The 22,737-nt window shown below is 73.9% G+C and carries 19 protein-coding genes and 1 pseudogene; 10 read left to right on the forward strand and 10 right to left on the reverse strand.

Annotated features, from left to right (window positions below; genetic code table 11):
* Positions 1 to 283: 283 nt before the first annotated feature.
* The gene (locus ACIGFK_RS22950; RefSeq protein WP_376661486.1) at positions 284 to 1,285 is read left to right on the forward strand and encodes a helix-turn-helix domain-containing protein; all 1,002 of its coding nucleotides are present in this window, start codon (positions 284 to 286) and stop codon (positions 1,283 to 1,285) included.
* 128 nt (positions 1,286 to 1,413) lie between these two features.
* Here the strand turns inward: ACIGFK_RS22950 and ACIGFK_RS22955 are convergent, their stop codons facing one another.
* Entirely contained in the window at positions 1,414 to 2,574 is a 1,161-nt protein-coding gene (locus ACIGFK_RS22955) for an alkaline phosphatase PhoX (RefSeq protein ID WP_400053355.1), read from the reverse strand.
* A gap of 212 nt (positions 2,575 to 2,786) precedes the next feature.
* On the opposite strand from ACIGFK_RS22955, the gene ACIGFK_RS22960 reads away from it, so the two are divergent.
* Both ACIGFK_RS22960 and ACIGFK_RS22965 read left to right on the forward strand, forming a co-directional pair.
* Positions 2,787 to 3,251, forward strand: coding sequence for a group III truncated hemoglobin (locus tag ACIGFK_RS22960; RefSeq protein ID WP_376662150.1), 465 nt, complete (start codon positions 2,787 to 2,789; stop codon positions 3,249 to 3,251).
* 134 nt (positions 3,252 to 3,385) lie between these two features.
* Positions 3,386 to 3,796 (forward strand): VOC family protein, encoded by a 411-nt coding sequence (locus ACIGFK_RS22965; RefSeq protein ID WP_376662151.1) that lies wholly within the window; start codon positions 3,386 to 3,388, stop codon positions 3,794 to 3,796.
* A 9-nt stretch (positions 3,797 to 3,805) separates the two neighbouring features.
* Here ACIGFK_RS22965 and nirD read toward each other — a convergent pair whose 3' ends face one another.
* From nirD to ACIGFK_RS22980, 3 genes are read right to left on the reverse strand one after another with little or no spacing between them, the layout of a single operon-like run.
* Positions 3,806 to 4,138 (reverse strand): nitrite reductase small subunit NirD, encoded by a 333-nt coding sequence (gene nirD / locus ACIGFK_RS22970; RefSeq protein ID WP_376662152.1) that lies wholly within the window; start codon positions 4,136 to 4,138, stop codon positions 3,806 to 3,808.
* Positions 4,135 to 6,663: a nitrite reductase large subunit NirB gene (nirB, locus tag ACIGFK_RS22975; RefSeq protein ID WP_376662153.1), complete on the reverse strand. Its 2,529-nt coding sequence runs from the start codon at positions 6,661 to 6,663 to the stop codon at positions 4,135 to 4,137. The genes nirD and nirB overlap by 4 nt, the downstream gene beginning before the upstream one ends.
* Before the next feature lies 1 nt (position 6,664).
* Complete coding sequence (locus tag ACIGFK_RS22980; RefSeq protein ID WP_400053358.1) at positions 6,665 to 7,924, reverse strand: NAD(P)/FAD-dependent oxidoreductase; 1,260 nt, start codon at positions 7,922 to 7,924, stop codon at positions 6,665 to 6,667.
* A gap of 157 nt (positions 7,925 to 8,081) precedes the next feature.
* Between ACIGFK_RS22980 and ACIGFK_RS22985 the strand changes: the two genes are divergently transcribed.
* The 3 genes from ACIGFK_RS22985 to ACIGFK_RS22995 are packed head-to-tail and all read left to right on the forward strand — an operon-like array spanning position 8,082 to position 10,474.
* Positions 8,082 to 9,377 carry a ferric reductase-like transmembrane domain-containing protein gene (locus tag ACIGFK_RS22985; protein ID WP_376660712.1) on the forward strand — a complete coding sequence of 432 codons (1,296 nt, stop codon included), beginning with the start codon at positions 8,082 to 8,084 and terminating at the stop codon, positions 9,375 to 9,377.
* Positions 9,378 to 9,409: 32 nt separating this feature from the next.
* Positions 9,410 to 9,661, forward strand: coding sequence for a hypothetical protein (locus tag ACIGFK_RS22990; protein WP_376660713.1), 252 nt, complete (start codon positions 9,410 to 9,412; stop codon positions 9,659 to 9,661).
* 36 nt (positions 9,662 to 9,697) lie between these two features.
* Positions 9,698 to 10,474, forward strand: coding sequence for a sulfite exporter TauE/SafE family protein (locus tag ACIGFK_RS22995; protein WP_376660714.1), 777 nt, complete (start codon positions 9,698 to 9,700; stop codon positions 10,472 to 10,474).
* 20 nt (positions 10,475 to 10,494) lie between these two features.
* Here the strand turns inward: ACIGFK_RS22995 and ACIGFK_RS23000 are convergent, their stop codons facing one another.
* Both ACIGFK_RS23000 and ACIGFK_RS23005 read right to left on the reverse strand, forming a co-directional pair.
* A complete protein-coding gene (locus tag ACIGFK_RS23000; protein WP_386466737.1) occupies positions 10,495 to 11,211 on the reverse strand; it encodes a class F sortase in 717 nt (238 codons plus the stop codon).
* A gap of 126 nt (positions 11,212 to 11,337) precedes the next feature.
* Positions 11,338 to 11,880, reverse strand: coding sequence for a hypothetical protein (locus tag ACIGFK_RS23005; RefSeq protein ID WP_386466735.1), 543 nt, complete (start codon positions 11,878 to 11,880; stop codon positions 11,338 to 11,340).
* Positions 11,881 to 12,651: 771 nt separating this feature from the next.
* On the opposite strand from ACIGFK_RS23005, the gene ACIGFK_RS23010 reads away from it, so the two are divergent.
* Positions 12,652 to 13,068, forward strand: a complete 417-nt coding sequence (locus ACIGFK_RS23010) for a gamma-glutamylcyclotransferase family protein (RefSeq protein WP_400053360.1) — start codon at positions 12,652 to 12,654, stop codon at positions 13,066 to 13,068.
* Between the two features lie 465 nt (positions 13,069 to 13,533).
* Here ACIGFK_RS23010 and dnaG read toward each other — a convergent pair whose 3' ends face one another.
* The 4 genes and pseudogenes from dnaG to ACIGFK_RS23030 all read right to left on the reverse strand — a co-directional run bounded on the left by dnaG (position 13,534) and on the right by ACIGFK_RS23030 (position 19,080).
* Complete coding sequence (gene dnaG, locus ACIGFK_RS23015) at positions 13,534 to 15,447, reverse strand: DNA primase (protein ID WP_376656767.1); 1,914 nt, start codon at positions 15,445 to 15,447, stop codon at positions 13,534 to 13,536.
* A 34-nt stretch (positions 15,448 to 15,481) separates the two neighbouring features.
* Positions 15,482 to 16,756 carry an NAD(P)/FAD-dependent oxidoreductase gene (locus tag ACIGFK_RS23020; protein ID WP_376656766.1) on the reverse strand — a complete coding sequence of 425 codons (1,275 nt, stop codon included), beginning with the start codon at positions 16,754 to 16,756 and terminating at the stop codon, positions 15,482 to 15,484.
* Positions 16,757 to 16,849: 93 nt separating this feature from the next.
* Complete coding sequence (locus ACIGFK_RS23025) at positions 16,850 to 18,172, reverse strand: deoxyguanosinetriphosphate triphosphohydrolase (protein ID WP_376656765.1); 1,323 nt, start codon at positions 18,170 to 18,172, stop codon at positions 16,850 to 16,852.
* A 36-nt stretch (positions 18,173 to 18,208) separates the two neighbouring features.
* Positions 18,209 to 19,080: pseudogene (locus ACIGFK_RS23030) on the reverse strand (sirohydrochlorin chelatase).
* A gap of 197 nt (positions 19,081 to 19,277) precedes the next feature.
* On the opposite strand from ACIGFK_RS23030, the gene ACIGFK_RS23035 reads away from it, so the two are divergent.
* The 3 genes from ACIGFK_RS23035 to ACIGFK_RS23045 all read left to right on the forward strand — a co-directional run.
* A complete protein-coding gene (locus ACIGFK_RS23035) occupies positions 19,278 to 19,985 on the forward strand; it encodes a vancomycin high temperature exclusion protein (RefSeq protein WP_386472044.1) in 708 nt (235 codons plus the stop codon).
* Positions 19,986 to 20,051: 66 nt separating this feature from the next.
* Positions 20,052 to 20,822 carry a glucose 1-dehydrogenase gene (locus tag ACIGFK_RS23040; RefSeq protein ID WP_376656763.1) on the forward strand — a complete coding sequence of 257 codons (771 nt, stop codon included), beginning with the start codon at positions 20,052 to 20,054 and terminating at the stop codon, positions 20,820 to 20,822.
* A 248-nt stretch (positions 20,823 to 21,070) separates the two neighbouring features.
* Positions 21,071 to 22,737: molybdopterin oxidoreductase family protein (locus ACIGFK_RS23045; RefSeq protein ID WP_400053364.1), on the forward strand; the 1,667-nt coding region annotated here is incomplete at its 3' end.

Genomic DNA, 22,737 nt, shown 5'->3' on the forward strand with positions numbered 1-22,737 from the left:
GCCAGCAGGCGGTGGACGGATCCCCACCCGTCCACCGCCGCTGTCATTCTGCCGGGCACGTCGGCGCTTCCCGTGCGACCGACCGCCAGGCTCCGCAAAGCCCCCCACGGCCTTCGCGGAGCGTTTCGGTCGCATCGGAGTGTGCCCGGCGGAGTACAGGATTTCGGTTGTCACGCCTCTGCCGAAAGGGGTTTCAACTGTGGCCGAAAGGGCGTGGTGACCACGTGTGACTGCATGCATACTCATGGGGCGGGGGGATTGCGGTTGCACAGGTGGGGGTTCGGTGCTGCGTATCCATTTCACTGGAGTGGACCTGGCACGCGTACGGATGGCAGGGCGTCCCGATGCGTTGTGGGAAACGATTCTCAGCTTTCATCGGCTAAGAGACCGGCGAGATGTCCGGTTGTTCGGTGAATGGCGGACGGAATCGCGAATCAGGTTGAACAGTGAAACACGCACGCTCGGTATGCTTATACCGAGCAAGGGTTATTTCCCTGATTTCCTGACGCCCGTCGAGGGGCAGTACGGGTGGGACGTGGGCCTCGACGCCCTGCGCGGGATCCGTCCCGAGCGGGTGCAGCGGGAGCTGGCGCTGCTGGGCGGCGGTGCGGCGCTGCCGCCGAGGCTGCGGGAGTTCATGGACGACTCCGCCAAGCACCTGCCGAGGCTGCTGGGCGAGCTGCGCGCGTACCACCGGGCGGCCGTGGAGCCGTACTGGACCCACATCCAGGCCCAGATCGAGGCCGAGCGGGCCGCGCGCGGCCGGGCCCTGCTGGACGGGGGCGCGGACGAGCTGCTGGCCTCGCTGCCGCCGATGCTGCGCTGGCGGGCTCCTGTGCTGGAGTGCGACTATCCCGTGGACCGGGACGTACGGCTGCGGGGGCGCGGGCTGCTGCTCCAGCCGTCCTTCTTCTGCCGCCGCACCGCGGTGACCCTGCACGACCCGCAGCTGCCGCCGGTCCTGGTCTACCCGGCCGCCGCGCAGCTCGCCTCGGCGCCGGCGGGGGGCGAGGCGGCGCGGCCGGCGGTGGAGGAGCAGCGGGTGCGCACCCTGGGCAAGCTCGTCGGGCACACCCGCTCGGTGGTGCTGCGGGCCATAGGGGACGGGGCGACCACCAGCGAGCTGGCGCGGCGGGCCGGGGTCTCGCTGGCCTCGGCGAGCCAGCACGCGTGCGTGATGCGGGAGGCGGGGCTGGTGACGACGCTGCGGCACGGGAACGCGGTGCTGCACACCGTGACGCCGTTGGGGGCCGCGCTGCTGAAGGGTGGGGCCGTGGCCTCGTGACGTGCCGCTGCCCCGGCGGGGTCGACCCGTCGGGGCAGCGGCCGGTGGCGCGGTGCGGCGCCGTTTGCGGGGGCGCTGCCCCCGGGCCTCCGTGCCTCAAACGCCGGCGGGGCTGGGTTCTGTCCGGCTCAGGTGCGGAAGGGGCCCGTCACCTCGTATGTGATGCCGCCCGTCGAGCTGCCCGTGGTGCCGCGCTGGCTGGAGAAGTACAGCCGGGTGCCGTCGGGGGAGAAGGCGGGGCCGGTGATCTCCGAGGAGGACTGGCCGCCCACGCGGAGGAAGACGGCCACCACGTCGTCCGGGGTGATCAGGCAGATCTCCATGTTGCCGCCGTCCTCCGCGACGTACAGGTCCCCGTACGAGGACCCGGTGACGTTGTCCACGCCCGTCAGCGGGGCCGCGCCGCCGGGGACGAGCGAGTCGTCGTAGGCCAGCTCGTACGTGCTGCTCGCGAGGTTCAGCTGCCAGACCCGGTTGTCGCCCTTCGTCGTGAACCAGACCGTGTCGTTGGCGTAGTGGCAGCCCTCGCCGCCGTTGAACTTCTTCGAGCCGGAGACCTGGGTGCGGGTGGTGGTCGGGGAGCCGTCCGGGTCCGGGACGTTCTGCCAGGTGAAGGAGCCCGAGGCGGCGGTTCCGGCGACGAGCACCTGGAGGGTGCCGGAGGAGAGGTCGCCCCAGGTGGTGGGGATGAAGCGGTAGAAGCAGCCGCTGGTCTCGTCCTCGGTCAGGTAGATCACCTGGCGCACCGGGTCGGCGGCCGCCGCCTCGTGTTTGAAGCGGCCCATCGCGGGGCGCTGCACCGCCGCGGTCACGCCGTACGGGTCGGTCTCGTAGACGTATCCGAGGCTGACCTCCTCGCACGACAGCCAGGTGTTCCACGGGGTCTTGCCGCCCGCGCAGTTCTGCCGGGTGCCCGAGAGGATCCGGTAGGAGCCGGTGATCGTGCCCGAGGAGTCGAACTTCACCGCGCTCGCGCCGCCCGACGGGTTGATCTCCGAGTTCGACACGTAGATCCAGCCCGTGCCGTCGGCGAAGCACGCGCCGCCGTCGGGCGCGCTGTGCCACTTGTAGGAGGTGGGGCCGACGTTCTGGCCGGAGCGGGCGATCACCCGGCTGCTGAACCCGGCCGGCAGCATGATGCCGTTCGCGTCCGCGGAGCCGAGCGCCCCGTAGGGCCCGGCGCCGGGCTGGGCGGGCGCCGCGTAGGCGGCCCCGTGCATCAGCGTGCCGCCGAAGGCGGCGGCCGAGGAGCCGATGACGGCGCCGCGCAGGAAGGTACGACGTTCCACGGTCACTCCTGGGGGAGTCGGGGCCCCGCGCCCGGTCGGATGCGGGGTCGCACGCGTCGAGGAACCTAGGAGTGCCGAGTTGACGACGCTCCAATTCCGCATGACGCGCGAGCGACCGCTTCGCGTTCAATCCGCCTACGGGGTCCGGACGCCCCGGGAGCACGGGACCTTCTGCCCTGGGGAAGCCGGGCCTGCGGGAGGATGGTGGTCTCATGTGCCACTCCGCCGCCGCCGACATCACGGGCCGCGCCGACCTCGACGCCGTGCTGCGCCGCTTCTACACGGCGGCCTTCGCCGACGCCCGGATCGGCCCCTTCTTCACCGAGATCGCGGGCACGGACCTGGAGGTCCACCTGCCCCGCATCACCGACTTCTGGGAACGCGCCCTGTTCCGCAGCGCCGGCTACCGGCGCAACGCCTTCGCCCCGCACGCCGCGCTGAACTCCGTACGGGCGATGACCGCCGCCGACTTCGGACGCTGGGTGCAGCTGTGGCACGCGACCATCGACGGCCTGCACCGCGGGCCGAACGCGGAGCGGGCCAAGGCGCAGGGCGAGCGGATCGCGCTGACCCTGCACAAGCGGCTCGCGGGCGGCGACGCGTCCATGGAGGGCGGGGAGGGCATCGGCTTCATCCCTCTGGCGGCACTGGAACTGCGCACGGCGGCCAGGCTCTGACCTGGGGTTTCGTCCCGCCGGGAAGAAAATTCGAAAAACTTCCCGCGGGAGCGATGAGTTCGGCGCGGGCTCCCGGTCAACCTCTCGAAAGCAGCGCACAGCAGCGCACACCATGCGAGAGAAGAGAGACCGAGATGTCCCAGCCCCAGATGATCTTCGTCAACCTGTCGGTCAAGGACCTGGACGCCGCCAAGGACTTCTGGGCGAAGCTCGGCTACTCCACCAACCCGCAGTTCACCGACGAGAACGCGGCCTGCCTGGTCATCAGCGACACGATCTTCGCGATGCTGCTGACCGAGGCCCACTTCAAGACCTTCGCGACCAAGCCGATCGCCGACGCCGGCGCCGTCACCGAGGTGATGCTCGCCCTGAGCGCCGACAGCCGCGAGAAGGTCGACGAGATCGTCGACGCCGCCCTGGCGGCGGGCGGCACCGAACCCCGCCCGGCCATGGACATGGGCTTCATGTACGGCCGGGCCTTCGAGGACCTGGACCACCACGTCTGGGAGATCGTGTGGATGGACCCGGCCGCCGTCCAGGGCTGACACGGACGGCTACGAGGTCGCGGCGGTCCGCACCGGATACGTCCGGACCGCCACCTCCTCGTCGTCCAGGCAGCGCCCCGACTCCAGGTCGAAGCGCTGCTTGAGCAGCGGCGAGGCCACGAAGGGCCGGCCCGCCGAGGCTCCCAGCAGGCCCCGCGAGAGCACGTGCGCCCCGGTGAAGGGGTCCCGGTTGGCGATGGCGTACGTGCGGCCCGCGCGGTCGACGAACACCGCGGCCTGGCTCCCGTCGGGCAGCAGCGCCGCCACCCCGCGCCCGGGCGTGAGCGAGGACAGCTCGCACACCGTCAGCCAGCCCTCCGCCACCTGCAGTTCCACGGTCATCGGACTCCTCCGATCGTCAGGACGGCCAGGTCGGGCTTGACCTGGTCGCGCTCGGGCACGAACTTCACCGTCGGGTCCGGGGCGCCGGGCGCGTTGACGAACGACACGAACCGGCGCAGCCGCTCCGGGTCCTGGAGCGTCTCGGCCCACTCGTCGCGGTAGTGCGCCACGTGGTCGGCCATCAGGGCCTCCAGCTCGTCGCACAGCCCGAGCGAGTCGTGCACGATCACGTCCCGCAGGTGCCCCAGGCCCCCCTCCAGCCGCTCCAGCCAGGTGGAGGTCCGCTCCAGCCGGTCCGCGGTGCGGATGTAGAACATCAGGAACCGGTCGATGAGCCGGACCAGCTCGGCGTCCGAGAGGTCCTGGGCGAGGAGATCGGCATGGCGCGGGGTGGCCCCGCCGTTGCCGCCGACGTACAGGTTCCACCCGGAGGCCGTCGCGATGACCCCGAAGTCCTTGCTCTGCGCCTCCGCGCACTCGCGGGCGCAGCCGGAGACCGCCGACTTCAGCTTGTGCGGGGCGCGCAGCCCCCGGTAGCGCAGCTCCAGGTCGATGGCCATCTTCACGCTGTCCTGGACCCCGTAGCGGCACCAGGTCTGCCCCACGCAGGACTTCACCGTGCGCAGGGCCTTCCCGTACGCGTGCCCGGACTCGAAGCCGGCGTCGACGAGCCGGGCCCAGATCCGGGGGAGCTGGTCGACGCTCGCACCGAAGAGGTCGATCCGCTGACCGCCGGTGATCTTCGTGTAGAGGCCGAAGTCGCGGGCCACCTCCCCGATCACGATCAGCTTGTCGGGGGTGATCTCACCGCCCGGGATGCGCGGGACGACCGAGTAGGAGCCGTTGCGCTGCATGTTCGCGAGGAAGTGGTCGTTGGTGTCCTGGAGCGAGGCCTGCTCGCCGTCGAGGACGTAGCCGCTCGCGCCCAGGGTCGGGGCGAGCGAGGCGATGATCGAGCCGACGGCGGGCTTGCAGACCTCGCAGCCCTCGCTGCCGCGCGCCTCCGGGCGGCCGTGCCCGTCCAGGATCTCCCGGTACGAGGTCAGGCGGCGGGTGCGGACGATCTCGTAGAGCTCGGCGCGGGTGAAGGGGAAGCAGCCGCACAGCCCCTTGTCGGCGGGGGCCGGCAGCAGCTGCCCGATCACCTTCACGCAGCTGCCGCAGCCGGTGCCCGCCTTGGTGCACTTCTTGACCTCGGGGAGGGTGGCGCAGGCGGTGATGGCCTTCTTGGTGACGTTGTGGCAGGAGCAGATCACCGCGTGGTCGGGGAGCGAGGAGGGGCCGAGCGCGACGGGCGCGCCGACGCCGGCGGGCAGGACCAGCTGCTCGGGGGCGACGGGCGGCACGCTGCCGGTGAGCGGGCGCAGCAGCCCGTACGAGTCCGCGTCACCGACCAGGACCCCGCCGAGCAGGACCCCGTCGGGGGAGACGACGAGCTTCTTGTAGACGCCGGAGCGGGAGTCGGACCAGACGACGTCGAGGCTGTCGGGGGTGTTGCCGTGGGCGTCGCCGAAGGAGGCCACGTCCACGCCGAGCAGCTTGAGCTTGGTGGAGAGGTCGGCCCCCGTGAACTCCTTCTCACGGCCCAGCAGGTCGTCGGCGGCGGTCTCGGCCATCTCGTAGCCGGGGGCGACGAGGCCGTAGACGCGGCCGTCCACGGCGAGGGCGCACTCTCCGATGGCGTAGACGTGCGGGTCGGAGGTGAGGCAGCGGGCGTCGACCGCGATGCCCCCGCGCTCGCCGACGTCCAGTCCGCAGTCGCGGGCGAGCTGGTCGCGGGGGCGGACGCCGGCGGAGAAGACGACGAGGTCGGTGTCGACGGTGGAGCCGTCGGACAGACGCATCCCGCTGACGCGGCCGTCCTCGCCGGTCAGCACCTCCTGGGTGCCGACGCCGGTGTGGACGGTGAGGCCCATGCCCTCGATGGTGCGCAGCAGGGCCGCGCCGCCGCCCTCGTCGACCTGTACGGGCATCAGACGCGGGGCGAACTCGACGACGCGGGTGGCGAGCCCGAGCCCCTGCAGGGCGCCGGCAGCCTCCAGCCCGAGCAGCCCGCCGCCGACGACCGCGCCGCAGGTGCGGTCCTTGGCGTACTCCTCGATGGCGAGGAGGTCCTCGATCGTGCGGTAGACGAAGCAGCCGGGCGCGTCCTTGCCGGGGACGGGCGGCACGAACGGGTAGCTGCCGGTGGCCAGGACCAGGACGTCGTACGGGAACACCTCTCCGGAGCGGGAGGTGACGGTGCGGGCGGCCCGGTCGATGTGTTCGGCGGGGTCGTCGAGGTGCAGGGCGATGCCGTGCTCCGCCATGAAGCCGGAGGGCGTCAGGGACAGGTCCTCGGGAGTGCTGCCGGAGAAGTACGAGGTCAGGTGCACGCGGTCGTAGGCGGGCCGGGGCTCCTCGCAGAGCACGGTGATCCGGTGGGTGGCGGTGACCCCGCGCTCGGCGAGCGCCTCGAGGTAGCGCTGGCCGACCATGCCGTGCCCGATGAGCACGATCGTGGGCAAGGGCTCGGTCACGGTCATGTCAGTGGCCTCCGTCGTCGGTGAGCAGGTGGAACAGGTCGTGCGGTGTTTCGCCGCCCTCCCACGTGCGGGCGAGCGCCCCCACGGTCGAGAGCTCGCCGAGCAGGACCCCGCCGACGAGGCGGTCGCCGCGGACGACGACCTTGCGGTAGGTCCGGCGGGTGGCGTCGGCGAGGCGGACCACGTCGTCGCCGGGGCGGGGAGTGGTCTCGCCGAAGGCGGCGAGGTCGAGGGAGCCGTCCGCGCCGGGGAGGGTGAGGCGGGTGAGGGCGCGGGTTCCGGTGTAGGCGGTGGGCCGGCCGGTGAGGGTGGCGGCCAGGGCGTCGGCCTGCTCCAGGGCGGGGCCCGCCAGGCCGTACACCTGGCCGGCGTGCTCGGCGCAGTCGCCGATGGCGTGGATGCGGGGGTCGCTCGTGCGGAGGTGGTCGTCGACCACGATGCCGGTGCGGATCTCCAGCCCGGCCGCCTGGGCGAGGCCCGTGCGGGGGCGTACGCCGCAGGCGAGCACCACGATGTCGGCCGCCATCCGGTACCCGTCGGCGAGCTCGACCCCGGTGACGCGGCGGTTGCGGCGCGGCGCCGTTGCGGGGGGCAGAGCCCCCGGCAGCGGCGCCGGGGGCGACGTCGTCACCCCCCGCACCCGGCACTCCGTGTGGATCTCCACGCCGAGGGCGGTCAGGTGGGCGTGCAGCAGCGCAGCGGCATCGGCGTCCAGCTGGCGTTCCATCAGGCGTTCGCCCTGCTGTGCCAGGACCACCTGCGCGCCCCGTGCGGCCAGCGCGCGGGCGGCCGAGACGCCCAGCAGGCCCCCGCCGATCACCACCGCCCGGACCCCGGGGCCCACGGCCGCCGAAAGGGCCAGGCAGTCGTCCATCGTGCGGAAGGCGTGCACCCCTTCCGGGAGGTCCCGGCCCTCCGGCTCGAACAGGCCCCGCAGCGGCGGGAGCACCGCGTTCGAGCCCGTCGCCAGTACCAGGGAGTCGTAGGGCAGCGCCTCGCCGTCGTCGCAGTGGACCGTCCGGTCGGCCCGGTCGACGCGGACCGCCCGCACCCCGCGCCGCAGCACCGGTCCGATCGCCGGGAGGGCGGCCACCTCCGGTGCGTACCGGCCCGCGAGGACCTCGGCGAGCAGCACCCGGTTGTACGGGACGTGGCTCTCCTCGCCGAGGACGGTGACCGCCGCCGCACCGTTCAGCCGCGCGGCGAGTCGCAGGCCCGCGAGGCCGCCGCCGATCACCACCACACGCTGCTTCGATGTCATGGGACGAGCGTGCGGGGCAGCTGTTTCCCCTCGGCATCGCTCCTGTTACCCGGACGGAACGCCGGCCTCAGCACAGGGGTTAAGGGTCGGTGAGGCCTCCCTCAACGCCGCCTTAAGGATCAACTGCGCCCCCTCCGGGGCCCTTAGCGTGCTCCGTATGCGAGATGCGGCGGTGCGGGTCAGGGGCGGGATCGCGGCCGGGGCGGGGGTGGTGGCCCTGCTCTGGGCGGCTCAGGTGCGGCCCTCGGCCCGCCCCGACGCGCTGTTCGCGACCGCCGCGCACCTGACGGGGCTGCTCGCCGGGTACGGGGTGCTCGTGCTGCTGTTCCTGATGGCCCGGGTGCCCGCGGTCGAACACGGGGTCGGCGCCGACCGGCTCGCGCGCTGGCACGCCTTCGGTGGCCGGCACGTGCTGCTGCTCTGCTTCGGGCACGGGCTGTTCGCCCTGCTCGGATATGCCGTGCACGAGGAAGTCGACGTGGTCTGCGCCGTCCGGGAACTGCTCGGCTACCGCGCGCTCGCCGCCGCCGCGGCCGGGACCGTCCTCCTGGCCGCGGTCGGCGTGACCTCCGCCCGGGCGGTACGCCGCCGGGTCTCGCACGAAACCTGGCGGGGGGTCCACCTGCTCGTCCACCTCGCCGCAGCCCTCGCCTTCGCGCACCAGATCGCCGGGCCCGATCTCGCCCCGGTCGCCTGGTTCTGGGCGCTCGCCCACACCGCGGTCGCGGTCCTGCTGGTCTGGTACCGCGCGGTGGTCCCCGTACGGCAGGCCCTGCGGCACGGGCTGCGGGTCGCGGAGGTACGGGCGGAAGGGCCCGGGGTGGTCTCCGTCGTGATCCGCGGGGAGCACCTGGCGGAACTGCGCGCGGAGCCGGGTCAGTTCCTGCGCTGGCGGTTCCTGGAGCGGCGGCTGTGGCACACGGCCCTGCCGTTCTCGCTGTCCGCGCCCGTGTACGGGGACGCGCTGCGGATCACCGTCAAGGGGCTCGGCGGCCACTCCCGGCGGATCCGCCGGCTGCGCCCCGGCACGCGGGTGCTGGCGACCGGCCCGTTCGGTGCGCTCACCGCCGCCCGGCGGACCCGGCCCAAGGTGCTCCTGATCGCGGGCGGGGTCGGAATCACCCCGATGCGGGCCCTGTTCGAGACCCTCCCCGGGGGCCCCGGGGACATCACCCTCCTGTACCGGGCCGGGGCCGAGGAGCACCTCGTACTGCGCCGCGAACTGGAGGCCATCGCCGCCGAGCGGCAGGCGGGCCTGCACTACCTGCTCGGGCCGTCGGGCGCCGCCTTCGATCCGCTGGCCCCGCAGGCGCTGGCCGAGCTGGTGCCGGACCTGGCCGAGCACGACGTGTACCTGTGCGGGCCGCCGGGGATGGCCGACGCGACCCGGGGCGCGCTGCTGCGGGCCGGGGTGCCGGCCGGACGCATCCATTCCGAGTGCTTCAGCTTCTGAGCCCCCTTCCGATCAGAGAGGTGTGCCGTTCCGTGCGCCATCCGCTCCACGTCACCCTGTCCGTGCCCGTCGCCGCGGCGCCGGAGGCCCGGCACCGCAAGCCGCGGCGGCCGGTCGTACCGGTTTCCCTGCGGCCCGGGCAGCGGCTGGCGGTCGGGCTGGGGCTGGCCAGCGTGCTGGCCGCGACCGTGCTGACGGCGGCCCTCGATCCGGCGGCGCCGGAGGCCCCGGACCGGGCCGCGGACCGGAGAAGCTCAACCTTTGCGCAACTTTCCGGGGATTGATGGCCACTGCACGCGACAGGTTCATAGGGTCGGGTCGTGCCTGACATATCAATGACCATGATCATCGTGCTGTGCGTGGCCGCCGCGGCGGCCGGCTGGATCGACGCGGTGGTGGGCGGCGGCGGCCTGCTGCTCCTGCCCGCGCTCCTCCTCGGCCTGCCGAACGCCCACCCCGCCACCGTCCTCGGCACCAACAAGGCGGTGGCCATCGTCGGCACCACGGGCGCCGCGATCACCTACGCGCGCAAGGCCCCGCTGAACGTGAAGCTCGCCGTCCGGATCGGCCTGGCCGCGCTCGCGGGCTCGATGGGCGGAGCCGCGCTCGCCGGCGGGATCAGCAAGGACGCGCTCCGACCGCTGATCATGGTGGTGCTGGTGGTCGTCGCCGGGTTCGTGATCTTCCGTCCCGGCTTCGGCGCCGCCCCGGCGGCCTCGCCCGTCAGCCGCAGCCGGGTCCTGCTGGCCATCGGCCTGGCCGGCCTGGGCATCGGCTTCTACGACGGCCTCATCGGCCCCGGCACGGGCACCTTCCTGGTGCTCGCGCTGACCGCGCTGCTCCACCTCGACCTGGTCACCGCCTCCGCGACCGCCAAGATCGTCAACTGCTGCACCAACGCGGGCGCGCTCGCGATGTTCGCCTACCAGGGCATGGTGCTCTGGCAACTGGCCGGACTGATGGCCGTGTTCAACCTGGCCGGAGGCATGATCGGGGCGAGCATGGCCCTCAAGAAGGGCAGCGGCTTCGTCCGCGCGGTGCTGCTGACCGTCGTGAGCGCGCTCGTGGTGAAGCTCGGCCTCGAACAGTGGGGTTAGCCACCCGACGGGCCGTCGGGTCAGTACGTCCCGGTCAGGTGGGCGAAGACGACCACGTTGCCGCGGTAGCCGGTGCGCGGGGAGAAGCCGCCCCCGCAGGTGATCACCCGGAGCTCGGCGCGCTGCGAAGGCCCGTACACGCGGGTGTCGGGGAAGGCCCCGGCGTCGTAGACCTCGACGGCGTGGACCGTGAACACGGCGGTGCGCCCGTCCTCGCGCGGGACCTCGATGGCCGCCCCCCGGTGCAGCGCGCCCAGGTGGTAGAAGACGGCCGGCCCGGCCGCGTCGTCCACGTGCCCGGCGATGACGGCGGTGCCGGTGGCGCCCGGGGTGGTGCCGTCGCGGTACCAGCCGGCCAGGTCGCGCCGGGCCGGCGGGGGCACCTCCAGGCTGCCGCCCGGCTCCAGGCCGAGCCCGGTCAGCGGCGCGTCGACCCGGATCGAGGGGATCCGGATCCGGGTGGGCCGGGAGCCGGGGAGCGGCGCGATGGGGGGTCCGGTGGCTCCGGCCGAGCTCAGGGCGTCGGCGGGGGAGGGCAGCGGCGGCCCGACCGGCTCACGGGAGCCGCTGGAGACGAGCCAGATGCCGATGCAGGCGGCGAGCGCGACGAGTCCACCGTGGCGGGGGGTCGGGGTGCGGACGGTCCGCCCCGGCGGGCGCCCACCCGTCCCGGGGTGGCCGGCCGAGGGCCGGGGCTGCCGGCCGCGGCCACGGCCGCCGCCGAAATCGCCACCCATGCGTACCCCCTCGCGTCCGTGGCGGGGTGAATGGCCGTCGCCCGCCCGCGAACGGGGGGACCTCGCGGAGCGGGCGACGGGGGACGGTACCGGTCGGACCGCGGCCGGAGCCGCGGTGGGCATCCGTCAGCTCCGCGTGCCGCTCGCCCGGCGACGCAGGAGCCAGGTACCGCCGACGGCGGTCGCGGCCAGCACTGCCGCTCCCGCCGCGATCTTGGCGGGGTCGGTGGTGGTGGTCGTGCCACCGCCCACCCCGGTGTGGACGTGGCCCTGGGGGCCGCGTTCCGTGACGGCCAGGTCGCCGGTCGCGAACTTGCCGTCCGCGCAGGTCACCCCGATGCCGTAGCTCCCCGGCCGGGTGCCGCGGGCGACCTGGAACTGACCCACGACCACCTCCTTGTGGGTGGTGGGGACCAGCTTGAACCGGCCGCCGCCCACCGTGGTCGCATCGCCCTCGGCGTGGCTGCCCGGGCCGCAGGCGGTGGTGTTCACGGTGACCGTGGCCCCGGGGGCGGCGGACTTGGGCCACACCTCCAGCGGCGCGAAGTCCCCGGGCGCGAAGGCCACCATGCCGAGGTCCGCGGCCGCGACCGCACCCGCCACCGGGCCGGTGAACGCGGCGGCGGTCAGCGCGGTCGCGGTCAGCACGTGGGCGGTACGTCGGCGCATGGGGCTCTCCTGGAGACACGGGGTCGTGTCTCCGAGGTAACCCGGTCCTCCTGGCAGCCGCCTGCTGATGTTTCGTCAGATATCGTCCAACTCGCCCCTCCGCCACGCGTTTGTGCACGTCAGCAGGGCAGCGAGGCCATTCGTGCACCCCCACCCCGTCCGGGTGACCGGCCGCCCCGCGGGCGGTTCGCGCCGGGGGCAGCACCACCGCCGCACGGGCGCCCGAGGGCTCCTCGTTCGACAGGAGGAGACGATCCTGCCGCCGGACACCGCGCAGACGCTCAGCGCCGAACGGCCGGTCGGCAGGTCCTTGAAGACGGGCGGGCGGATACCGGCCCGGCCCGGCCTCCGGAGCGGCTCCGCCTTCCCGAGGTGCGGCCGCATCACCCCGAGGAGCCCTTTCGCGCCCAGCGCGGGGGCGGCCTTGAGCGGCACCGGCGCGGGCTCCCGCCGGCCCACCTTGGCGCCGGGCGCCTCGGTCCGGCGGGCCAGAGGGGCTCGGGGCGCGGCTGCATGGACACGGGCGGCGCGGGCGATGCGGCGCCGAGGCCACCGGGGGCGGAGCAGCCCGTGGCGACGGCTGCGCAGAGGCCCAGCAGGGCGGTGGCGAGGCGGCGGGAGGAAGAGGTCATGGCGGGCCGACGCTAGACGGCGGGGGTCACGGGCGCCGGGAAGTTGTGCAACAGCGGTGCGTACGGTGGAGTGACGCGGGACAGTCGGGACTTTCGGCCCGGCCCGAGGGCCACCGCGCCACACCCGAAGGAGATCCGCGTGACATCGCTCCCGTTCTTCGTCTACGGGACCCTGAGGCCGGGGGAGGTCAACCACGACCTGTTCCTGCGCGGACGCACCGCCTCCGAGGAGCCCGCGAGCCTCCCGGACGCGGCGCTGTACGACGGCCCCGGGTATCCGTACGCCGTCCAGCGGCGCGGCTCGGCCGTCGTGGGGGAGCTGATCACCGCGGCGCCGGGCGCGTACGGGGAGCTCCTCTCCGCGCTGGACCACCTCGAGGAGTACCGGGGCCCGGGCCTCCCGGGGAACGTGTACGACCGGATCGCCTGCGAGGCCCTGCGGCCCGACGGCACCGCCGTCCGCGCCTGGGTCTACCTGGCGGCCCCTGCGCTGGCCCGCCGGCTGGCGGAGTCGGGCACGGAGATACCCACGGGCGACTGGCGCCACCGCCGCTAGCTCCCGGCGGGCCGTGCGTGCCCCGGCGACAAAGCGCCCCCGCAGCCCGTACCCCGCGCCGGCGGGGTCGGGTGTGGGGTGGGGCGCCCCCGCAGGGCGTCGAACGCAACCGCCCTCTCCCTCTCCGGCCCCTGGAAACGTTCGACGGCCGAGGAGGTGCCCCGCCGCGCGCCCGGGCCCGGTGGCCCGTCGCGTGCGGGCCGCCCCGGGGGTGCCGCTGCGCGGAGCTGCTCCCCGCTCCGCCCTTCCACCGTTCCCCGGGGCTCCGCCCCGGACCCCGCGCCTCAAACGCCGGCGAGGCTGAAAGACCCGGGCTCCGCCCCCGGACCCCCGGTCCTCAAGCGCCGGACGGGCTGGAGGTTTCAGCCTCGCCGGCGTTTGAGGCGCGGGCGCGGAGCGCCGTCGGGGGGACGGGCGGTGCACGGCGGACAGGGGCCGGACGGACCGGACCGGTGGTGCGGGCTCTCAGAGCCCTTCCGCGCCGCGGTTGCGCAGGCGTTGGCCGTACTGCTGGAGCACCCACAGCTCCTCCTGGACGGCGGCCAGTTGCTCCGGCGGCGCCTGCGGGCCCAGCCGGGACAGCGTGCCCTGGATCTCGTGCACCCGGCGGTCCACCGCGCGCAGCCGTACCTGGACCAGCTGGACGCCCGCGTACATCTCGTCCACCGTCTTCGCGTGGATGGCCTCCACCGCCAGCTCGGTGACCAGCGCGCGCACGGTGTCGTTCGGCGCGGCCTCGCGGACCCGGGCCAGGTAGTCCTCGGCGCCGAGCGAGGCGCCGCCCGCGTCCTGGATGGCCTGGCGCACGGACGCGTAGGGCGGGGCGGTGAACTCGTCGATCCCGTAGGCGTCGAAGGCCGGGGAGACCAGGGCCGGGCGCTGCAGCGCCAGCTTCAGCAGCTCGCGCTCGGTGCGGTGGGCCGGGCTGCGCAGGTTCAGCGCGGGCCCGGAGGCCTGCTGGGCGGCGGGCTCGGGGGCGGCCCCGTACGACGGGCGGCGGCCGCCGCCCCGGCCGCCCTGCTGCTGGGGCTGGTTCCCGCGCTCCCGCGCCCACCGCGCCAGCTGCGCCACCCGCTTGACCACGAACTGCTCGTCGCGGATGCCCAGCATGCCCGCCAGCTGGACCGCCGACTCGTGCTGGATCGCGATGTTCTTGATGTTGGCGACGACCGGAGCCGCCTCGTCCAGGGCGGCCGCACGCCCCGCCGGGTTCTCCAGGTTGTGCCGGGCGACGATGTGCCGCAGGGCGAACTCGAACAGCGGCGTACGGGAATCCACCAGCGCGGCGACCGCCGCGTCGCCCTGGGCGAGCCGCAGGTCGCAGGGGTCCATCCCGCCCGGGGTGATCGCGATCGAGGTCTCGGCGGCGAACTTCTGGTCGTCCTCGAAGGCCCGCAGGGCGGCCTTCTGGCCCGCAGCGTCACCGTCGAAGGTGAAGATCACCTCGGCGGTGGCGTTGTCCATCAGCAGCCGGCGCAGGATCTTGATGTGGTCGCCGCCGAAGGCCGTGCCACAGGTGGCGATCGCGGTGGTGACCCCGGCCAGGTGGCAGGCCATCACGTCCGTGTAGCCCTCGACGACCACCGCGCGGGAGCCCTTGGCGATCTCCTTCTTGGCGAGGTCGATGCCGTAGAGGACCTGGGACTTCTTGTAGATCGCCGTCTCGGGGGTGTTCAGGTACTTGGGGCCGTTGTCGTCGTCGCGCAGCTTGCGCGCGCCGAAGCCGACCACCTCGCCGCTGATGTCGCGGATCGGCCACATCAGCCGGCCGCGGAAGCGGTCGATGGGCTTGCCGCTGCGGCTGTCCTGGGCGAGCCCGGAGGTGATCAGCTCCTTGTCGGTGAAGCCCTTGCCGCGCAGGAAGCGGGTCAGGTGGTCCCAGCCGGCCGGGCTGTAGCCCACGCTGAAGTGCGCGGCTGCGGCCTGGTCGAAGCCGCGCTCCGCCAGGAACTTGCGGCCGATCTCCGCCTCGGGGCTGCCGAGCTGGTCCACGTAGAACTGGGCGGCGGCCTTGTGGGCCTCGACGAGGCGGATGCGCTCGCCGCGGCCGCTGGTGCCGGCGGTGTACCCGCCCTCCTCGTAGCGCAGGGTGATGCCCGCCTGGCCGGCGAGCCGCTCGACGGCCTCCGAGAAGGAGAGGTGGTCGATCTTCATGATGAAGTCGAGGGTGTCCCCGCCGGCCTGGCAGCCGAAGCAGTGGTAGAGGCCCTTGCTGGGGCTGACCTGGAAGGACGGGGACTTCTCGTCGTGGAAGGGGCAGAGGCCCTTGAGGTTGCCGCCGCCCGCGTTGCGCAACTGGAGGTAGTCGGAGACCACGGCGTCGATCGGGACCGCGTCCCGTACCGCCTTCACGTCGTCGTCATTGATCCGTCCTGCCACCCGTGAAGTCTACGGCCGGGTTACGACAATCCCGTCAGGCCCCCTCGGCCGGAATCAGCGACTCGAGCGGAACGGACGGGTCCGCCAGGGCTTCGCGGTCCAGCGGAGCCTTTGACCTGATCAGGGCCTGGATGTGCTCGGTGACGTCCCACACGTTCACGTTCATCCCGGCCAGTACGCGTCCCTCCGCGAGCCAGAACGCGATGAACTCCCTCTTGCCCGCGTCCCCGCGCACCAGCACCTGGTCGTAGCTGCCGGCCGGGGCGTACCCGGAGTACTCCAGACCCACGTCGTACTGGTCCGAGAAGAAGTAGGGCACCCGGTCGTACGCGACCTCCTGGCCCAGCATCGCCCGCGCGGCCGCCGGACCGCCGTTCAGGGCGTTCGCCCAGTGCTCCACCCGCAGCCGGGTCCCGAGCACCGGGTGGTGCGCCGCCGCCACGTCGCCGACCGCGTAGACGTCCGGGTCCGAGGTGCGCAGCGAGGCGTCCACCGCGATCCCGCCGCCGTGCTCCCGGTCGACCAGGGCCAGCCCGGAGGTCTCGGCGAGCGCGGTGCGCGGCGCCGCCCCGATCGCGGCGAGCACCGCGTGCGCCGGGTGCTCCTCCCCGTCGTCCGTACGGGCCGCCAGCACCATGCCGTCCTGGCCGACGATCTCCGTCAGCTTCGCCCCGAAGTGGAAGCGGACCCCGTGCTCGGTGTGCAGGTCGTCGAAGAACTGGCCGATCTCCGGGCCGAGCACCGCGTGCAGCGGGGTGGCCAGCGGCTCGACCACGGTCACCTCGGCGCCGTAGGAGCGGGCGGCCGCCGCCACCTCCAGCCCGATCCAGCCCGCGCCCGCGATCAGCAGGTGGCCGTTGTCCCGGCCCAGGGAGGCCAGCGCCTTGCGCAGCAGGTCGGCGTGGGTGAGCCGGCGCAGGTGGTGCACCCCGGCCAGGCCCGTGCCCGGGATGTCCAGGCGGCGCGGTTCGGAGCCGGTGGCCAGCAGCAGCTTGTCGTAGTGCAGCAGGGTGCCGTCGCCCAGGCGCACGGTCTTCGCCTCGCGGTCCAGGTGCACCGCGGGCTGGCCCAGGTGCAGCTCGACGTCGGCGCTCGCGTACCAGGACTGCTCGTGCACGAAGACGCTGTCGCGCTCCTCCTTGCCGAGCAGGTAGCCCTTGGACAGCGGGGGCCGTTCGTAGGGACGGTCGCGCTCGTCGCCGATCAGGATCACCCGGCCCGTGAACCCCTCCGACCTCAGCGTTTCGGCGGCCTTGGCCCCGGCGAGCCCTGCGCCGACGATGATGAACGTCTGATGTGCGTCGACCACCTGATGCCTCCTCATAACCTCTGCGCCACATGCGACCACATGCGAGCGTCCCGCACTGAGCCTGCCGCGTGAAGGGGGAGTGGCCCGATCAACTCACCCTTCGGCGCGTCGCGTGCGCCGGGTGAGACGGGCGTGCAGCGAGCGGGCGGACGCGTCGGTGAGACACGCGATCTGGTCGATGACCGCCCGTTTCCTGGCCTTCTCGTCCGGGGCCGCGTCGAAGATCGCCCGGAACTGCGGGTCCAGTCCCTCGGGCGCGCGGGCCTGGAGCGCCTCGGCGAGTTCGGCCAGGACGATGCGCTGGTCGGCGCGGATCCGTTCCTGCTCGTCGCGCTGCATGACGTACAGGTCCGCGACCGCCTTCAGCACCGCGCACTCGTTGCGCGCGGCCCGGGGCACCACCAGCTCCGCGCCGTACCGGGTCAGCCGCCCGCTGCCGTACGCCTCCCGCGTCGCGCCCTCGGCGGCCAGGCAGAAGCGCCCGATGAGCTGGCTCGTGGCGTCCTTCAGCCGGGCCTGGGCCACGGCCGAGCCGTCGTAGCCGTGCGGCCACCACTCCTGCTCCATCAGCCGGTCGAGGGCCTCGCGCAGCTCCTCCGGCGGGGTGTCCGCGGGGACGTAGCGCCCGATGGCCACCTGCCAGATCGTCGCCCGCTCGGGCTCGGAGAAGAGCAGGTTGGGGTCGAGGTGGCCGGCGTGCAGACCGTCCTCGAAGTCGTGGACGGAGTACGCGACGTCGTCGGCCCAGTCCATCACCTGGGCCTCGAAGCACTTGCGGTCCGCGGGCGCGCCGCGGCGCAGCCACTCGAAGACCGGCAGGTCGTCCTCGTACGCACCGAACTTCACCGAGGCGGGATCGGTGGGGTGCCCGCCGCGGGCCCACGGGTACTTGGTGGCGGCGTCCAGGCAGGCGCGGGTGAGATTGAGGCCGACGCTGACGGACCCGCCGTCGGCAGCGGTGACGAACCGCTTGGGCTCCAGCCGGGTCAGCAGCCGCAGCGACTGGGCGTTCCCCTCGAAGCCGCCGCAGTCCTTGGCGAACTCGTTCAGGGCCTCCTCGCCGTTGTGGCCGAAGGGCGGGTGGCCCATGTCGTGGGAGAGGCAGGCGGCTTCGACCAGATCGGGATCGCAGCCGAGCGCGGCGCCCAGCTCCCGGCCGACCTGCGCGCACTCCAGCGAGTGCGTCAGCCGGGTGCGGGGGCTCGCGTCCCAGTCGTACGAACGGGTGCCCGGGGTGACCACCTGGGTCTTCCCGGCGAGCCGGCGCAGCGCGGCGGAGTGCAGGACCCGCGCCCGGTCGCGCTGGAAGGCGGTCCGCCCGGGGCGTTTGTCGGGCTCGGCGGCCCAGCGTTCGGTGGCGGAGGCGTCGTAGGGGTCGTCCTGGTCGTCTGCGGGGGCGTGCGCGGTGCCTTCCATGGATCGACGGTAACCGGAACGTCCGACAAACCGGGATCAGGCGGAGACGAGTTCCGGCCGGAGGGCGGTGACGGGCAGCGCGCGGGCCTCGTCGTAGCGGTGCAGCAGCAGGCGCGCGAGGGCCGGGTGGTCGCCCAGCGGCGCGGAGGCCACGGCCGGCGCGGCCGCCGCGCACTGGGTGGCGAACCGGCCGGGCGCGGCGAAGTACGAGGCCACGGCGATGCGGTGGTGGCCGCGGGCGGCCAGCGCCCGGACCGCGTCGGGCACGGTGGGCGCGGCGGCCGAGGCGTAGGCGGGCACCACCGGGGCCCCGTCGAGGCGTTCGGAGAGCAGGGCGGCGGTGCGGCGGGTGTCGGCGGCCGAGTCCGGGTCGCGGGAGCCGGCCGCGGCGAGCACGACGGCGGCTGCGGGGTGCGGGGTCCAGCCGGCCTCCGCGAGGCGTTCGTACAGGGCCTCGACCAGCAGCGGATGCGGGCCGAGGGGGGCGGCGACGCGGGTGCGCAGGTGCGCGGCCCGGGCGGCGGCTGCGGGCAGGTCGTGCTTCACGTGGTGGCCCCGGCCGAGCAGCAGCGGTACGAGCACCGCCGCGCCGGACGCCTCGCGGAGCGTGTCGTCGAGCAGCGGCCGGTTCAGCTCGACGTGGCCGAGCCGGACGTCGAGGCGGGGCCGGAGCTCGCGGACCCGGTCGAGGAGGGCGAGGGCGGTGTGCAGGGCGCGCGGGTCACGGCTGCCGTGGGCCACGGCGACGAGGATGGGCTGCTGCATGGGCGGTCTCCGTGGGGGCGGGCGCGGGGCGGTCGCAGTCCGCTGAGCTGCGTGCCGAGCTGCGCGGTGATCCGGGTCAGCAGTTCGGCCGTGCTGCCGAAGGGGAGGGGCGGGATGGCGGGAGGGTGCACCGGCTCCGTCATGGACCGATCCTGCGCGCCGCAGGTTGCCGATGCGTTGCGCCGGGGTGACGGGTGTTTTCCGGCTGCTCACAGGGCGGCCGCGGGGCCGGTCGGGGGCCGCGGACCGGTGCGGTCCGGCCGCGCCCTTGCGAAACCGTGCGATCACCGGAGGCGTCCTGACCAGCGGAACGACTGCCGAGGAACCTGGGGGATGGACGATGCGCGGACCGCGCCTGCCGAAAGTCGCGTGGAACCGGGCGGCCGCGCGGCTGCGTACCGTACGGGCCCGGCGGCGGGCCGTGCAGGCGGTGATGGCGGGCTGCGTGCTGGCGCTGCTGCCGTCGGCGTGGACGCACGCGGCCGCAGCCGACCGGCTGGGGACCACGGCGCAGGCCCCGGTCCGCGAGGTGGCCGTGGTGTTCGGGGCGGGCCTGTGGAACGGCAGGCCGACGCCCTACCTGGCCAACCGGCTCGATGCCGCCGCCGAGTTGTACCGGGCCGGCAAGGTCAAGGTGGTCCTGGTCACCGGGGACAACAGCCGCACCGAGTACGACGAGCCGAACGCGATGCGCACCTACCTGACCGGGCACGGCGTGCCGGCCGACCGGATCGTGAGCGACTTCGCGGGATTCGACACCTGGGACTCGTGCGTACGGGCCAAGAAGATCTTCGGGGTCGACCGGGCGGTGCTGATCAGCCAGGGCTTCCACATCCGGCGGGCCGTCGCCCTGTGCGAGACCGCGGGCGTGGACTCGTACGGGATCGGCGTGGACGACGAGCACGACTCCACCTGGTACTACGGCGGGACCCGGGAGGTCTTCGCGGCCGGAAAGGCGGCGCTGGACGCGGTCTTCAAGCCGGAGCCGCGCTTCCTGGGCCCGAAGGAGCAGGGGGTGTCGCAGGCCCTGGCCGCTCTGGCAGACTGACGACGACATCGGCTATGCCGATTAGTCATATACCGATCAGTCTCATGCGATCAGAGGTGCGGAACCGTGGCTGTTGTGGATCTGAGCGGCAAGACCGTCGTCATCACCGGTGGGGCCCGCGGCCTGGGCGCCGCGGCGGCGCAGGCCGTCGTGGACGGCGGCGGCAAGGTGCTGATCACCGACGTGCTGGAGGCGGAGGGCGCCGAGACGGCCGCCGAACTCGGCGACGCGGCCCGCTTCATCCGGCACGACGTGACGAGCGAGGCCGACTGGGCGGCGGCGCTGGAGTACGCGGTCGCCGAGTTCGGCCGGATCGACGGCCTGGTCAACAACGCCGGGATATCCGCCGGCCAGTTCCTGGAGCACGAGAGCGTCGAGCACTTCCGCCGGGTGATCGAGATCAACCTGGTCGGCGTGTTCATCGGCATCAAGGCCGCGATCCCGCTGCTGCGCGCGACCGGCGGCGGCTCCATCGTCAACATCTCCTCCGCCGCCGGCCTGACCGGACTCGCGCTGACCGCCGGGTACGGGGCCTCCAAGTGGGGCGTGCGCGGCCTGTCGAAGATCGGCGCGGTCGAGCTGGCCGAGGCGAAGATCCGCGTCAACTCCGTGCACCCCGGCATGACGCTGACCCCGATGACCGCGCCGATCGGCATCCAGAGCGGCGACGGCAACTACCCCGGCGCCCCGCTGGGCCGCGTCGGCGTTCCCGAGGAGATCGCAGCCGCGGTCGCCTTCCTGCTCTCGGACGCCGCCGGGTACATGACGGGGGCCGAACTCGCGGTCGACGGCGGCTGGACGGCCGGCCTGACGGTGAAGTACCTGACCGGGCAGTAGCCGGGTCCGGGCCCGCTGCGCGGAGCGGGGTCCCCTACCCGCCCTTCCTCCGTTCCCCGGGGCTCCGCCCCCGACCCCGGCCCTCAATCGCCGGACGGGCCGAAAGGCTTCGTGGCTCCGCCCCGGACCCGCGCGGAGTTCGGGCCCCGGCCCTCACGGCTCGGGTCCGCCCGCGCTGAGCCCCCGCACCCCCGCCCGTAACGCGGCGGCGCGCCCCGCCGTAACACCCCCCGCGCACCCTGGTCCGTATGCACAGCAGCCAGGAAGCCACCGCCACGCACTGCCCGTACTGCGCCCTGCAGTGCGGCATGAACCTCCGCCCCGAGCCGGGCGGCGCGGGCGTGACGGTGGAGGAGCGGGCCGACTTCCCCGTCAACCGGGGTGCGCTCTGCGGCAAGGGCCGTACCGCCCCCGCCGTGCTCTCCTCCCGGGTGCGCCTGACCGAGCCGCTCGTCCGCACCCACGCCGGGCAGCTCGAACCGGCCACCTGGGAGGAGGCCCTCACCGCCGTCGCCGAGGGCCTCGCCCGCACGGGCCGCACGCACGGGCCCGACGCCGTCGGCGTCTTCGGCGGCGGCGGGCTCACCAACGAGAAGGCGTACGCGCTCGGCAAGTTCGCCCGCGTGGCCCTGCGCACCTCGCAGATCGACTACAACGGCCGCTTCTGCATGTCCTCGGCCGCCGCCGCGCACCAGCGGGCCTTCGGGCTCGACCGCGGGCTGCCCTTCCCGCTCGAGGACATCCCCCGCACCGGCTGCGTGATCCTCGTCGGCTCCAACCTGGCCGAGACCATGCCGCCCGCCCTGCGCTACCTCACCGAGCTCAAGGCCAACGGCGGCACCCTGATCGTCATCGACCCCCGCCGCACCCGCACCGCCGAGCAGGCCGACCTGCACCTGGCCCCCCGCCCCGGCACCGACCTCGCGCTCGCCCTGGGCCTGCTGCACCTGATCGTCGCCGAGGGCCGCACCGACGAGGAGTTCATCGCCGGCCGCACCACCGGCTGGGAGGAGGCCCGGGCCGCCGCGATGGCCCACTGGCCCGAGCTGGTCGAACGCATCACGGGGGTGGCGGTCCCGAAGCTCCGCGAGGCGGTGGAGCTCTTCTGCGCCCCGGAATCCGCCATGGTCCTCACCGCCCGCGGCCCGGAACAGCAGTCCAAGGGCACCGACACCGTCGGCGCCTGGATCAACCTGTGCCTGGCCACCGGCCGGGCCGGCCGCCCGCTGTCCGGCTACGGCTGCCTCACCGGCCAGGGCAACGGCCAGGGCGGCCGCGAGCACGGCCAGAAGGCCGACCAGCTCCCCGGCTACCGCAAGCTGACCGACCCGGCGGCCCGCGAGCACGTCGCCGGGGTCTGGGGCATCGACCCCGCCGACCTCCCCGGCCCGGGCCGCAGCGCGTACGAACTCCTCGACGCCCTCGGCACGGACGTGAAGGCCCTGCTCCTCATGGGGTCCAACCCGGTGGTCTCCGCCCCCCGCGCCGCCCACATCGAGGACCGCATCCGCTCCCTCGGCTTCCTCGCCGTCGCCGACGTGGTCCTCTCCGAGACGGCCGCCCTCGCGGACGTGGTCCTCCCCGTCACCCAGTGGGCGGAGGAGACCGGTACCACCACCAACCTGGAAGGCCGCGTGCTGCTCCGGCGCCGCGCCCTCACCCCGCCGCCGGGAGTCCGCACCGACCTGTACGTCCTGCACGAACTCGCCGCCCGGCTGGGCGTGGAGAAGGGGTTCCCGACCGAACCCGAGGAGGTGTTCGACGAACTGCGCCGCGCCTCGGCGGGCGGCCCGGCGGACTACTCGGGCATCGACTACGCACGCATCGAGGCCGAACAGGGCGTCTTCTGGCCCTGCCCCGACGGCACTTCGGGCACGCCCCGCCTCTTCCTGGACCGGTTCGCCACCGAGGACGG

Origin of the sequence: Streptomyces sp. NPDC085524, from assembly GCF_044541755.1 — a bacterium.
Classification (GTDB): Bacteria; Actinomycetota; Actinomycetes; order Streptomycetales; family Streptomycetaceae; genus Streptomyces.

Bases quoted from the DNA above. Each gene is read 5' to 3' on its own strand.
- nirB (WP_376662153.1), bottom strand. From the start codon at position 6,663: ATGACCGTGACCGAGCCCTTGCCCACGATCGTGCTCATCGGGCACGGC.
- ACIGFK_RS23035 (WP_386472044.1), top strand. From the start codon at position 19,278: ATGCGCGGACCGCGCCTGCCGAAAGTCGCGTGGAACCGGGCGGCCGCG.
- ACIGFK_RS23000 (WP_386466737.1), bottom strand. From the start codon at position 11,211: ATGGGTGGCGATTTCGGCGGCGGCCGTGGCCGCGGCCGGCAGCCCCGG.
- ACIGFK_RS23005 (WP_386466735.1), bottom strand. From the start codon at position 11,880: ATGCGCCGACGTACCGCCCACGTGCTGACCGCGACCGCGCTGACCGCC.
- ACIGFK_RS22985 (WP_376660712.1), top strand. From the start codon at position 8,082: ATGCGAGATGCGGCGGTGCGGGTCAGGGGCGGGATCGCGGCCGGGGCG.
- ACIGFK_RS22960 (WP_376662150.1), top strand. From the start codon at position 2,787: ATGTGCCACTCCGCCGCCGCCGACATCACGGGCCGCGCCGACCTCGAC.
- ACIGFK_RS22965 (WP_376662151.1), top strand. From the start codon at position 3,386: ATGTCCCAGCCCCAGATGATCTTCGTCAACCTGTCGGTCAAGGACCTG.
- ACIGFK_RS23025 (WP_376656765.1), bottom strand. From the start codon at position 18,172: ATGGAAGGCACCGCGCACGCCCCCGCAGACGACCAGGACGACCCCTAC.
- ACIGFK_RS22980 (WP_400053358.1), bottom strand. From the start codon at position 7,924: ATGACATCGAAGCAGCGTGTGGTGGTGATCGGCGGCGGCCTCGCGGGC.
- nirD (WP_376662152.1), bottom strand. From the start codon at position 4,138: ATGACCGTGGAACTGCAGGTGGCGGAGGGCTGGCTGACGGTGTGCGAG.